Source organism: Methylobacterium sp. 4-46 (assembly GCF_000019365.1).
GTDB lineage: Bacteria > Pseudomonadota > Alphaproteobacteria > Rhizobiales > Beijerinckiaceae > Methylobacterium.
Window position 1 is genome coordinate 419,451 of record NC_010511.1, and the last position, 12,842, is coordinate 432,292.

The 12,842-nt window shown below is 67.6% G+C and carries 12 protein-coding genes; all 12 read right to left on the bottom strand.

Features of this window, described 5'->3' with window-relative positions:
* Positions 1–3: 3 nt before the first annotated feature.
* Positions 4–387 carry a 50S ribosomal protein L22 gene (rplV, locus tag M446_RS01685; protein WP_012330337.1) on the bottom strand — a complete coding sequence of 128 codons (384 nt, stop codon included), beginning with the start codon at positions 385–387 and terminating at the stop codon, positions 4–6.
* Position 388: 1 nt separating this feature from the next.
* Positions 389–667 (bottom strand): 30S ribosomal protein S19, encoded by a 279-nt coding sequence (gene rpsS, locus M446_RS01690; RefSeq protein WP_012330338.1) that lies wholly within the window; start codon positions 665–667, stop codon positions 389–391.
* Positions 668–679: 12 nt separating this feature from the next.
* Entirely contained in the window at positions 680–1,516 is an 837-nt protein-coding gene (gene rplB, locus M446_RS01695; protein WP_012330339.1) for a 50S ribosomal protein L2, read from the bottom strand.
* Positions 1,517–1,542: 26 nt separating this feature from the next.
* A complete protein-coding gene (locus M446_RS01700) occupies positions 1,543–1,839 on the bottom strand; it encodes a 50S ribosomal protein L23 (RefSeq protein WP_012330340.1) in 297 nt (98 codons plus the stop codon).
* Entirely contained in the window at positions 1,836–2,456 is a 621-nt protein-coding gene (rplD, locus tag M446_RS01705; RefSeq protein ID WP_012330341.1) for a 50S ribosomal protein L4, read from the bottom strand. The genes M446_RS01700 and rplD overlap by 4 nt, the downstream gene beginning before the upstream one ends.
* Positions 2,456–3,196: a 50S ribosomal protein L3 gene (gene rplC, locus M446_RS01710; RefSeq protein WP_012330342.1), complete on the bottom strand. Its 741-nt coding sequence runs from the start codon at positions 3,194–3,196 to the stop codon at positions 2,456–2,458. Before rplC ends, rplD begins: the two co-directional genes overlap by 1 nt.
* A gap of 50 nt (positions 3,197–3,246) precedes the next feature.
* Complete coding sequence (rpsJ, locus tag M446_RS01715; RefSeq protein ID WP_012330343.1) at positions 3,247–3,555, bottom strand: 30S ribosomal protein S10; 309 nt, start codon at positions 3,553–3,555, stop codon at positions 3,247–3,249.
* An 85-nt stretch (positions 3,556–3,640) separates the two neighbouring features.
* Entirely contained in the window at positions 3,641–4,831 is a 1,191-nt protein-coding gene (tuf, locus tag M446_RS01720; RefSeq protein ID WP_012330344.1) for an elongation factor Tu, read from the bottom strand.
* Between the two features lie 109 nt (positions 4,832–4,940).
* Positions 4,941–7,016: an elongation factor G gene (fusA, locus tag M446_RS01725; protein WP_012330345.1), complete on the bottom strand. Its 2,076-nt coding sequence runs from the start codon at positions 7,014–7,016 to the stop codon at positions 4,941–4,943.
* Positions 7,017–7,051: 35 nt separating this feature from the next.
* The gene (rpsG, locus tag M446_RS01730; RefSeq protein ID WP_012330346.1) at positions 7,052–7,522 is read right to left on the bottom strand and encodes a 30S ribosomal protein S7; all 471 of its coding nucleotides are present in this window, start codon (positions 7,520–7,522) and stop codon (positions 7,052–7,054) included.
* A gap of 117 nt (positions 7,523–7,639) precedes the next feature.
* Positions 7,640–8,011: a 30S ribosomal protein S12 gene (gene rpsL, locus M446_RS01735; RefSeq protein WP_012330347.1), complete on the bottom strand. Its 372-nt coding sequence runs from the start codon at positions 8,009–8,011 to the stop codon at positions 7,640–7,642.
* 539 nt (positions 8,012–8,550) lie between these two features.
* A complete protein-coding gene (gene rpoC / locus M446_RS01740) occupies positions 8,551–12,753 on the bottom strand; it encodes a DNA-directed RNA polymerase subunit beta' (protein ID WP_012330348.1) in 4,203 nt (1,400 codons plus the stop codon).
* Positions 12,754–12,842 lie beyond the last annotated feature (89 nt).

Genomic DNA, 12,842 nt, shown 5'->3' on the forward strand with positions numbered 1-12,842 from the left:
TCCTCAGGCGGCCTCGGCCCGGACCTCACGCACCACGATGGTGAGGTTCGCGAACGGCTTCAGGATGCGGGCCCCCCGGCCGCGGGCGCGGGCGTGGAATCGCTTGAGAACCAGCGCCTTGCCCACGTAGGCCTCCTTGACCACGAGGTCGTCGACGTCGAGGTCGTGGTTGTTCTCGGCGTTGGCGATCGCGCTCTCGAGGCACTTCCGGACCTCGACCGCGATGCGCTTGCGCGAGAACTGCAGGTCGGCGAGCGCGTTCGCCACCTTCTTGCCCCGGATCAGCTGCGCGACGAGGTTGAGCTTCTGCGGGCTGACGCGCAGCATGCGCGCGACGGCCTTCGCCTCGTTCTCGGGGAGCGCGCGGGGTGCTGCTGCCTTGCCCATCTTAGCGCCTCTTCGCCTTCTTGTCGGCCGCGTGACCGTGGAAGGTCCGGGTCGGCGAGAACTCGCCGAACTTGTGCCCGACCATCTCCTCGGTGACGTAGACCGGGATGTGCTTCTGCCCGTTGTAGACCCCGAAGGTCAGGCCAACGAACTGCGGAAGGATCGTGGAGCGGCGGCTCCAGATCTTGATCACCTCGGCGCGGGTCGAGCCGCGCGCGGTCTCCGCCTTCTTCAGGAGGTAGCCGTCGACGAACGGCCCCTTCCAGACTGAACGTGCCATGGGTCGAAGCCCTTACTTCTTGCGGTTGTGGCGGCTCGACACGATGAAGGTGTCGGTGCGCTTGTTCGAGCGGGTCTTCTTGCCCTTGGTCGGGAAGCCCCAGGGGGTGACCGGGTGACGGCCGCCCGAGGTGCGGCCCTCGCCGCCGCCGTGCGGGTGATCGATCGGGTTCATCGCGACGCCGCGGTTGTGCGGGCGCCGGCCGAGCCAGCGCTTGCGCCCCGCCTTGCCGAGCGAGATGTTCATGTGGTCGGGGTTCGAGACCGCGCCCACAGTGGCGTAGCACTGGCCGTGCACGAGGCGCTGCTCGCCCGAGTTGAGGCGCAGCGTCACGTAGCCCTGGTCGCGGCCGACGATCTGGGCGTAGTTGCCCGCCGAGCGCGCCAGCGCCCCGCCCTTGCCGATCTTGAGCTCGACATTGTGGACGATCGTGCCCACCGGCATGTTGCCGATCGGCATGGCGTTGCCCGGCTTGATGTCGACCTGCTCGCCCGAGACCACCCGGTCGCCGGCCTTCACGCGCTGCGGCGCCAGGATGTAGCTCTGGCCGCCGCCCTCGTAGCTCACGAGGGCGATGAAGGCGGTGCGGTTCGGATCGTACTCGATCCGCTCCACGGTCCCGACCTTGCCGGCGAATTCACGCCGCTTGAAGTCGACGTTGCGCAGGGTGCGCTTGTGGCCGCCGCCGCGGAAGCGGACGGTCACCCGGCCGAGGTTGTTGCGGCCGCCGGAGGAGATCTTGCCCTCGGTCAGCGCCTTCACCGGCTTGCCCTTGTAGAGCTCGGACCGGTCCACGATCACGAGCTGGCGAAGGCTCGGCGTGACCGGCTTGAATGTCTTCAAAGCCATCGTCGTGTTCCCTTACCGCCGTTCCGTCACAGCCCGGTCGTGACGTCGATCGTCTGGCCCTCTTCGAGGGTCACGATCGCCTTCTTCACGTCCGAACGCTGGCCCCGCTGCCCGCGGAACATCTTGGTCTTGCCCTTGGTGATCAGCGTGTTGACGCTCTTCACCTTGACCTCGAACAGCCGCTCGACCGCTTCCTTGATCTGCGGCTTGGTGGCCTTCGGGGCGACCCGGAAGACCACCTTGTTCAGCTCCGAGAGGTTGGTGGCCTTCTCGGTGATCACCGGAGCGACGATCACGTCGTAGTGGCGCGGATCCGCACTCATTTGAAACGCGCCTCCAGCGCATCGACGGCCGCGCGCGTCAGGACGAGCTTGTCGCGCCGCAGGATGTCGTAGACGTTGATGCCCTGCACCGGCAGGACGTCGATGGACGGCAGGTTGCGCGCGGCGCGGCCGAAATTCTCGTCCACCTCGGCGCCGCCGATGATCAGCGCGTTCGACCAGCCGAGTGCGCCGAAGCGGTCCTTGAGGGCCTTGGTCTTGCCGTCCTCCAGCCGCACGTCGTCGACGACGACGAGGGAGGCGGCCCGCGCCTTGGCCGAGAGGGCGTGGCGGAGCGCCAGCGCCCGCACCTTCTTGGGAAGGTCGTGGGCGTGGGAGCGCACCACCGGCCCGAAGGCCCGGGCGCCGCCGCGGAATTGCGGGGCCGAGGCGGCGCCGTGGCGGGCGTTGCCGGTGCCCTTCTGCTTGTACATCTTCTTGGTGGTCCGGCTGATCTCGGACCGGGTCTTCACCTTGTGGGTGCCGGCCTGGCGCTTGGCCAGCTGCCAGCGCACGCAGCGCTGGAGCAGGTCGGCGCGCGGCTCGAGCCCGAAGATGGCCTCGTTGACCTCGACCGAACCGGCCTCGCCGCCGTCGAGGGTCGTGATCTCGAACTTCATCACGCGTTCTCCTCAACCGCCGGAGCCTCGGGGGCGGCGTCCACCGCCGGGGCCGCGCCGTCGGCGAGTTCGCGGAACTTGCCCGGCATCGGCGCCTCGGCCGGCAGCTTGCGCTTCACGGCGTCGCGGATCTGGATCCAGCCGCCGGCCACGCCCGGGACCGCGCCCTCGACCAGGATCAGGCCGCGCTCCGGATCGGTGCGCACGACGCGCAGGTTCTGGGTCGTGACCCGCTCGACGCCGAGATGGCCCGGCATCTTCTTGTTCTTGAAGGTCTTGCCCGGGTCCTGGCGGCCGCCGGTCGAGCCGATCGAGCGGTGCGAGATCGACACGCCGTGCGTGGCGCGCAGGCCGCCGAAGTTCCAGCGCTTCATGCCGCCGGCGAAGCCCTTGCCCGTGGTCGTGCCCGTCACGTCGACGAACTGGCCCGGGATGAAGTGGTCCGCGGTGATCTCGGCGCCGACCGGGATCAGCGCGTCCTCGGTCACGCGGAACTCGGCGAGCTTGCGCTTCGGCTCGACCTTGGCGATCGCGAAGCGGCCGCGCTCGGCCTTGGACACGTTCTTGACCTTGGCCTTGCCGACGCCGACCTGCAGCGCGACGTAGCCGTTCTTCTCGACCGTGCGGTGGGCGACCACCTGGCACTGATCGACCTTGAGCACGGTGACCGGAACATGCTCGCCGGCGTCCGTGAAGACGCGGGTCATGCCGACCTTCTGTGCGATGACTCCTGAGCGCATGGTTCTCCCCCGCGCGGTTCTGCCCGAAGCTCCAGCGATCCGTCCGGATCCTAGAGCTTGATCTCCACGTCCACGCCCGCGGCGAGGTCGAGCTTCATCAGCGCGTCCACGGTCTGCGGGGTGGGGTCGACGATGTCGAGCACGCGCTTGTGGGTGCGCATCTCGAACTGCTCGCGCGACTTCTTGTCGATGTGGGGCGAGCGGTTGACGGTGAAGCGCTCGATCCGGGTCGGCAGCGGGATCGGCCCGCGGACCTGGGCCCCGGTCCGCTTCGCCGTCGAGACGATCTCGCGGGTCGACGAATCCAGGATGCGATGATCGAACGCCTTCAGGCGAATGCGGATGTTCTGGCCGTTCATGATGTTCTCGTCCTCGCGACGGGGAAGGGGCGGGCTCGAGGGCCCGCCCCCTCACCTGTCCCGTTGGCTCTGAGCGGGCTCTTCGTTACTCGGAGATGGAGGCGACGACGCCGGCGCCGACGGTGCGGCCGCCCTCGCGGATGGCGAAGCGCAGCTTCTCCTCCATCGCCACCGGCACGATCAGCGTCACGTCCATCGTCACGTTGTCGCCCGGCATCACCATCTCGGTGCCCTCGGGAAGCTGAACCACCCCGGTCACGTCCGTCGTCCGGAAGTAGAATTGCGGACGGTAGTTCGTGAAGAACGGCGTGTGCCGCCCGCCCTCCTCCTTCGTCAGGATGTACGCCTCCGCCTTGAACTTCGTGTGCGGCTTCACCGAGCCCGGCTTGCACACCACCTGACCGCGCTCGACGTCCTCCCGCTTGGTCCCGCGAAGCAGCACGCCGACGTTGTCCCCGGCCTGGCCCTGGTCCAGCAGCTTGCGGAACATCTCCACGCCCGTCACCGTCGTCTTGGTGGTCGGACGGATCCCCACGATCTCGACCTCCTCGCCCACCTTGATGATCCCGCGCTCGACACGGCCCGTCACCACCGTGCCGCGCCCCGAGATCGAGAACACGTCCTCGATCGGCATCAGGAACGGCAGGTCGATCGGACGCTCCGGCTGCGGGATGTACTCGTCCACCGTCTTCATCAGCTCGAGGATCGCGTCGTGACCGATCTTCGGCTCCCGGTTCTCCAGCGCGCACAGCGCCGAGCCCTTGGTGATCGGGATGTCGTCGCCCGGGAAGTCGTACTTCGACAGAAGCTCCCGCACCTCAAGCTCCACAAGGTCGAGAAGCTCCGGGTCGTCGACCATGTCGACCTTGTTCATGAACACCACCAGCGCCGGAACGCCGACCTGCCGCGCCAGCAGGATGTGCTCGCGCGTCTGCGGCATCGGGCCGTCCGCCGCCGACACCACCAGGATCGCGCCGTCCATCTGCGCCGCCCCGGTGATCATGTTCTTCACGTAGTCCGCGTGACCGGGGCAGTCCACGTGCGCGTAGTGACGGTTCGGCGTCTCGTACTCCACGTGCGCCGTCGAGATCGTGATCCCCCGCGCCTTCTCCTCCGGCGCCTTGTCGATCTGGTCGTAGGCCGTGAACGTCGCCCCGCCCGCCTCCGCAAGCACCTTCGTGATCGCCGCCGTCAGGGACGTCTTGCCGTGGTCAACGTGCCCGATCGTCCCGATGTTGCAGTGCGGCTTCGTCCGCGAAAACTTTTCCTTCGCCATCGCCAATCTCCGTCACGATCTGTCTGGTCAGGTCGGGTCCGCGCGGGTCGCCGCGTCGGGCCCTCTCGGGGTCGGGGCGCCCGGCCGTCGGCCGGGGCCCTCGGGGTCGTCAGGCGTACTTCGCCACCACCTTCTCGGCCTCGCCGCGCGGGACCTCCTCGTAGTGGTCGAACTGCATCGTGAAGTTCGCGCGCCCCTGGGTGAAGGAGCGGAGCTGGTTCACGTAGCCGAACATGTTCGCGAGCGGCACCATCGCGTTGATGACGTTGGCGTTGCCGCGCATGTCCTGGCCCTGGATCTGGCCGCGCCGGGAGTTCAGGTCGCCGATGACCGAGCCGGTGTAATCCTCCGGGGTCACGACCTCGACCTTCATCACCGGCTCGAGCAGGACCGAGCCGCCCTTCTGAAGGGCCTCGCGGAGCGCCGCCCGCGAGGCGATCTCGAAGGCGAGCGCCGACGAATCGACCTCGTGGTAGGCGCCGTCGATCAGCTCCACCTTGATGTCGACCACCGGGAAGCCCGCCAGGATGCCCGCGGTGAGCACGCTGTTGAGGCCCTTCTCGACGCCCGGGACGTACTCCTTGGGCACCGCGCCGCCGACGATCTTCGACTCGAAGGCGTAGCCGGCGCCCGGCTCGTTCGGCTCGACCACCAGCTTCACCCGCGCGAACTGACCGGTGCCGCCGGTCTGCTTCTTGTGGGTGTAGTCGATCTCGGTCCGGCGGGTCAGCTTCTCCCGGTAGGCGACCTGCGGCTGGCCGATATTGGCCTCGACCTTGTAGGTGCGCTTCAGGATGTCGACCTTGATGTCGAGGTGGAGCTCGCCCATCCCCTTCAGGATGGTCTGGCCCGATTCCGGATCGGTCGAGACCCGGAAGGACGGGTCCTCGGCGGCGAGCTTCGAGAGCGCGATGCCGAGCTTCTCCTGGTCCGCCTTCGACTTCGGCTCGACGGCGATCTCGATGACCGGCTCGGGGAACTCCATCTTCTCGAGGATCACCGCCTTGGTCGGGTCGCAGAGCGTGTCGCCGGTGCGGGTGTCCTTGAGGCCCGCCAGCGCCACGATGTCGCCCGCGTAGGCCTCCTTGATGTCCTCGCGGTTGTTGGCGTGCATCAGCAGCATGCGGCCGACGCGCTCGCGCTTGTCGCGGGTCGAGTTCAGGAGGTTGGCGCCCGACTCGACCTTGCCGGAATAGATGCGGCAGAAGGTGATGGTGCCGACATGCGGGTCGTCCATGATCTTGAACGCCAGCATCGAGAAGGGCTCGGCGTCGGACGGCCGGCGGACGACCTCCTCCTCGGTCTTGTAGTCGATGCCCTTGATCTCGCCGCGGTCGGCGGGCGAGGGCAGGTAGTCGACCACGGCGTCGAGCAGGGGCTGCACGCCCTTGTTCTTGAAGGCCGAGCCGCAGAGCACCGGGTGGAAGGCGCGCCGCTGCACCGCCGTGCGCACGAGCCGGCGCATCGTGTCCTCGTCCGGCTCGACGCCGTCGAGGTAGGCGGTCATGGCGTCGTCGTCCATCTCGACGCAGGCCTCGATGAGCTTCGTGCGGTACTCCGCCGCCTGCTCGGCGAGGTCGGCCGGGATCGCCTCCTCGGAGAAGTTGGCCCCGAGCGCCTCGCCCGACCACACGATCGCCTTCATCTTGATCAGGTCGATCACGCCGCGGAAATTGTTCTCGGAGCCGATCGGCAGCTGCAGGCAGACCGGCTTGCCGGCGACGCGGTCGATGATGTCGGCGACGCACTTGAAGAAGTCGGCGCCGATCTTGTCCATCTTGTTGACGAAGACGACGCGCGGGACATCGTACTTGTCGGCCTGGCGCCACACGGTCTCGGTCTGGGGCTCGACGCCCTGGTTGCCGTCGAGCACGCAGACCGCACCGTCGAGCACGCGCAGCGAGCGCTCGACCTCGATGGTGAAGTCGACGTGGCCGGGAGTGTCGATGATGTTCAGGCGCTTGTCGCGCCAGAAGCAGGTCGTCGCGGCCGAGGTGATCGTGATGCCACGCTCCTGCTCCTGCTCCATCCAGTCCATCGTGGCGGCGCCCTCGTGGACCTCGCCGATCTTATGGGACTTGCCGGTGTAGTAGAGGATCCGCTCGGTCGTCGTGGTCTTGCCGGCATCGATGTGGGCCATGATGCCGAAGTTGCGGTAGTCCTCGATCGCGTGCGTGCGGGGCATCGGGGGTGCTCCTGGAAAGCGGGAGAGACCGCTGGTTACCAGCGGTAATGCGAGAAGGCGCGGTTGGCCTCGGCCATCCGGTGGGTGTCTTCCCGCTTCTTGACGGCTGCGCCGCGGTTGTTGGCGGCGTCGAGGAGTTCGGCGGAGAGGCGCTCGACCATGGTGCGGTCGTTGCGCGAGCGCGCGGCCTGGATCAGCCAGCGGATCGCCAGGGCCTGCCGGCGCTCGTGACGGACCTCGACCGGCACCTGGTAGGTGGCGCCGCCGACGCGCCGCGAGCGCACCTCGATCGCCGGGGCGACGTTGTCGAGGGCGGCGCGGAACACCTCGATCGGGTTGGCGCGGGCCCGGCTCTCGATGATGTCGAAGGCGCCGTACACGATGCTCTCGGCGACCGACTTCTTGCCCTCGTACATGACCGAGTTCATGAACTTGGTGAGGACCACGTCCCCGTACTTGGGATCCGGGATGATCTCACGCTTCTCGGCAGAGTGGCGGCGGGACATCGCGCGCTTCCTTCAGGTCTTGCAATACGATCTGGTACGCCCCGCGCAGGCCGCCTTGAGCATCGAGGCCGGCGGCATCCTTGCGGGGCAGGCGATGGGGTAACGGGTCGGAGGGGCTTACTTCGGCCGCTTGGCGCCGTACTTCGAGCGGCGCTGCTTGCGGTTCTTGACGCCCTGGGTGTCGAGCACGCCGCGCAGGATGTGGTAGCGCACGCCCGGCAGGTCCTTCACGCGGCCGCCGCGGATCATGACCACGGAATGCTCCTGGAGGTTGTGACCCTCGCCCGGAATGTAGCCGATCACCTCGAAGCCGTTGGTCAGGCGGACCTTCGCCACCTTGCGCAGCGCCGAGTTCGGCTTCTTCGGCGTCGTGGTGTAGACGCGGGTGCAGACGCCGCGCTTCTGCGGGCAGGCATCCAGGGCCGGCACCTTGTTGCGGCTCTTCTGGATCTTCCGCGGATTGGCGATCAGCTGGTTGATCGTCGGCATGCCATTCCTCTCGCAACGCATCGCCGTCCGGGGCGATCGTCAGAATTCCATCTCGTCCGGGCGGGCCGGCGCTTTCAGGTCAGCGCAACGCAAATCGCGCCCCAGGCTGAAAACCAGCCTTTGGCGCGCCATGCGAGCAGAGGACCACCGGAGCGCGAGCTCCCGCGGTCATGCCGGTCTGACACGTGTCAGTCGGTTTGAAGTTCGGTCGCGTTTAGGCGGCGTGGATCGAGGCTCTAAGGGCACGTCGATCAGCTGCCGCCTACGGCCGGCCGTTCAGTGGGAGGGGTCCTAGTCCTTCGGGGTGGCGGTGTCAAGCGTTAAGGCCGGGTTTCGCGGCGCGCGGGTGCGTGCGGCCGGACGGGAGGGGCCTTCGCGTCGCGGGAGCGTCCCCGTGCGGGCGCCTGAGGTGCAGCGTGACGCCGGCGAGGGCGCGGCGTCGTGCCCCCGCCCCTGGGATGGGATGGGCCCAAGAGAAAGGGCCGGCACCGCCCCTCGGCGGCGCCGGCCCTCGCTGGGGCGCGACGGTCTGCCCTCGCCTACTCGGCGGCGGGCAGTTCCTGCAGGGCCGCGCCGCTCTCGGCGGTCTTCTGGGCCATGATCAGCTCGTCGCGGCGCCGCGCGATCGACTTGATGTCGGCGATCATCGCGCCCGTGCCCGCCGGGATCAGCGAGCCGACGATCACGTTCTCCTTCAGCCCCTCGAGGGTGTCGACCTTGCCGTTGACCGCCGCCTCGGTGAGGACGCGGGTGGTCTCCTGGAAGGACGCCGCCGAGATGAACGAGCGGGTCTGCAGCGAGGCCTTGGTGATGCCGAGCAGGACGGGCACGCCCTGCACCGGCTTCTTGCCCTCGGAGACCAACTGCTCGTTGATCTCCTGCAGCTCCGTCCGGTCGATCTGGTCGCCGGTCAGGATCTCGGAATCGCCGCTGTCGGTGATCTCCACCTTCTGCAGCATCTGGCGGACGATCACCTCGATGTGCTTGTCGTTGATCGACACGCCCTGCAGCCGGTAGACCTCCTGGATCTCGTTGACGAGGTAGGCCGCGAGCTCCTCTACGCCCTTGATCGCCAGGATGTCGTGCGGCGCCGGGTTGCCGTCGACGATGAAGTCGCCGACCTCGACCACGTCCCCGTCCTGAAGGTGGATGTGCTTTCCCTTCGGGATCAGGTACTCGACCGGCTCGGACCCGTCATGCGGGGTGAGCGACAGGCGGCGCTTGTTCTTGTAGTCGCGCCCGAACGAGATCGTGCCCGACTTCTCCGCGATGATCGCCGCGTCCTTCGGGCGCCGCGCCTCGAACAGCTCCGCCACCCGCGGCAGACCGCCGGTGATGTCGCGGGTCTTGGCGCTCTCGGTCGAGACGCGGGCCAGGATGTCGCCGGCCTTGACCCGGGCGCCCGGATCCACACCGATGATCGCCTCCACGGGCAGCAGGGCGCGGGCGTCGGAGCCGCGGGGCAGCTTCAGCACCTTGCCGTTCTGGTCGTGGATCGCGAGCGCCGGGCGCAGGTCGGCGGTGCGCGCCGAGCCCCGCCAGTCGATGACGACGCGCTTGGCGATGCCGGTCGACTCGTCGGTGGTCTCGGTGATCGACTGGCCGTCGATCAGGTCCTCGTAGGCGACGATGCCGTCGACCTCGGTCAGGATCGGCCGGGTGTAGGGATCCCACTCGGCGATGCGCTGGCCGCGCTTGATCGAGTCGCCCTCGTCGACCCGGACGCGGGCGCCGTATTGCAGGCGGTGGACCGCCCGCTCGGTGCCGTCCGGCCCGACGATCACCACGGCCACGTTGCGGCCGATGGCGATCAGGTCGCCGTCCGAGTTGCGGGCGAGGCCGCGGTTGCGGATCCTCACCGTGCCCTCGAAGCTCGACTCGATGAAGGACGAATCCGCGATCTGGGCCGCGCCGCCGATGTGGAAGGTCCGCATCGTCAGCTGGGTGCCCGGCTCGCCGATCGACTGCGCCGCGATGACGCCGACCGCCTCGCCCTGGTTGACGGGGGTGCCGCGGGCGAGGTCGCGCCCGTAGCAGGTGGCGCAGACGCCGTTCTTGGTGGCGCAGACCAGCACGGAGCGGATCTTCACCTCCTGGATGCCGGCCTTGTTGATGGCGTCCAGGTGGCGCTCCTCGATCATCTGGCCCTTGGGCACGATGATCGAGCCGTCCTGCGCGACGAGGTCCTCCGCCGTGGCGCGGCCGAGGATGCGGGTCGCGAGCGTCGCCACGACCTGCCCGGCATCGATGATCGCCCGCATGCGGATCCCCGCATCGGTGCCGCAATCCACCTCGCGGATGACCGCGTCCTGCGCCACGTCGACGAGGCGGCGGGTCAGGTAGCCCGAATTCGCGGTCTTCAGGGCGGTGTCGGCGAGGCCCTTGCGGGCGCCGTGCGTCGAGTTGAAGTACTCGAGCACGTCCAGGCCTTCCTTGAAGTTCGAGATGATCGGGCTCTCGATGATCTCGCCCGACGGCTTCGCCATCAGGCCGCGCATCGCCGCGAGCTGCTTCATCTGGGCCGGCGAGCCGCGCGCGCCGGAGTGGCTCATCATGTAGATCGAGTTGACCTGCTTGTCGGCGCCCTTCTCGTCCTTCTGCACCGAGGAGATGCGGTTCATCATCTCGCTGGCGAGCCGGTCCGAGCACTTCGCCCAGGCGTCCACGACCTTGTTGTACTTCTCACCCTGGGTGATCAGACCGTCCTGGTACTGCTGCTCGTAGTCCTTCACCAAGGCGCGGGTCTCGTCGACGATCGTCCACTTGTTCTCCGGCACGACCATGTCGTCCTTGCCGAAGGAGATGCCGGCCTTGAAGGCGTGGCTGAAGCCCAGGCCCATGATGCGGTCGCAGAAGATCACCGACTCCTTCTGACCGCAATGGCGGTAGACGGTGTCGATCATCGCCGAGATCTCCTTCTTGGTCATCAGCTTGTTGACGACGTCGAAGGGAACCTTGGGGTGGCGCGGCAGCACGCTGGAGAGGATGACGCGGCCGGGCGTGGTGTCGTAGGTGCGCGTGACCTCCTCGCCGTCCGGGCCGAGGCCCTTCCAGCGCCACTTGACCTTGGAGTGCAGCGTCACCGCCCGCGAGGCCAGGGCGTGCTCCAGTTCGCCGAAATCGCCGTAGACGCCCTGCATCGGGTTCAGCGGGTTGTTCGACTTGTACTCGCCCGGCGCGCCGTCGGCGACGATCGACAGGTAGTAGAGCCCGAGCACGATGTCCTGCGAGGGCACGATGATCGGGGCGCCGTTCGCCGGGTGCAGGATGTTGTTGGTCGACATCATCAGCACGCGCGCTTCCAGCTGCGCCTCGAGCGACAGCGGGACGTGCACGGCCATCTGGTCGCCGTCGAAATCCGCGTTGAAGGCGGCGCAGACGAGCGGGTGCAGCTGGATCGCCTTGCCCTCGATCAGCTTCGGCTCGAAGGCCTGGATGCCCAGCCGGTGCAGCGTCGGCGCCCGGTTCAGCATCACCGGGTGCTCGCGGATCACCTCGTCGAGGATGTCCCAGACCTCCGGCTTCTCCTTCTCGACCAGCTTCTTGGCCTGCTTCACCGTGGCCGAGAAGCCCTTGGCGTCGAGGCGCGCGTAGATGAACGGCTTGAACAGCTCAAGCGCCATCTTCTTGGGCAGGCCGCACTGGTGCAGCTTCAGTTCGGGGCCGACCACGATGACCGAGCGGCCCGAATAGTCGACGCGCTTGCCGAGCAGGTTCTGGCGGAACCGGCCCTGCTTGCCCTTCAGCATGTCGGCGAGCGACTTCAGCGGGCGCTTGTTGGCGCCCGTGATGACGCGGCCGCGGCGGCCGTTGTCGAACAGCGCGTCGACCGCCTCCTGCAGCATCCGCTTCTCGTTGCGGATGATGATGTCGGGCGCGCGCAGCTCGATCAGCCGCTTCAGGCGGTTGTTGCGGTTGATGACGCGCCGGTAGAGGTCGTTGAGGTCGGAGGTCGCGAAGCGGCCGCCGTCCAGGGGCACCAGCGGCCGCAGGTCCGGCGGGATCACCGGCACGACCGTCAGGATCATCCATTCCGGCTTGTTGCCCGAGAGCTGGAACGCCTCGATGATCTTGAGGCGCTTGAGCAGCTTCTTGGGCTTCAGGTCGGAAGTGGTCGTGGCGATCTCCTGGCGCAGGTCGGCCGCGATCTTCTCCAGGTTGAGGTCCTGGAGGATGCGCCGGATCGCCTCGGCGCCGATCATCGCCGTGAAGGAATCCTCGCCGTACTCCTCCTGCGCGCGCAGGTACTCCTCCTCCGAGAGGAGCTGACGCTCCTTGAGGGGGGTGAGGCCCGGCTCGATGACGACGTAGGACTCGAAGTAGAGGATGCGCTCCAGGTCCTTGAGCGCCATGTCGAGCAGCAGGCCGATGCGGCTCGGCAGGGACTTCAGGAACCAGATATGGGCCACGGGCGCCGCGAGCTCGATGTGGCCCATGCGGTCGCGCCGCACGCGCGCGAGGGTGACCTCGACGCCGCACTTCTCGCAGATGACGCCCTTGTACTTCATCCGCTTGTACTTGCCGCACAAGCACTCGTAATCCTTGATCGGCCCGAAGATCCGCGCGCAGAACAGGCCGTCCCGCTCCGGCTTGAAGGTCCGATAGTTGATGGTCTCGGGCTTCTTGATCTCACCGTAGGACCAAGACAGGATCTTCTCAGGCGACGAGATCGAGATCTTGATCTGGTCGAAGCTCTGAGGCTGAGCCTGCTGGTTGAAAAGATTCATGACCTCTTGGTTCATGATCATCTCCTTGAAGCGGACGTGTCACCCGGGGCGGGTGGGGTGACGCGTCGCGCTTGAACTCCGCGAAGGGTCGTGTCTCCCGCAGA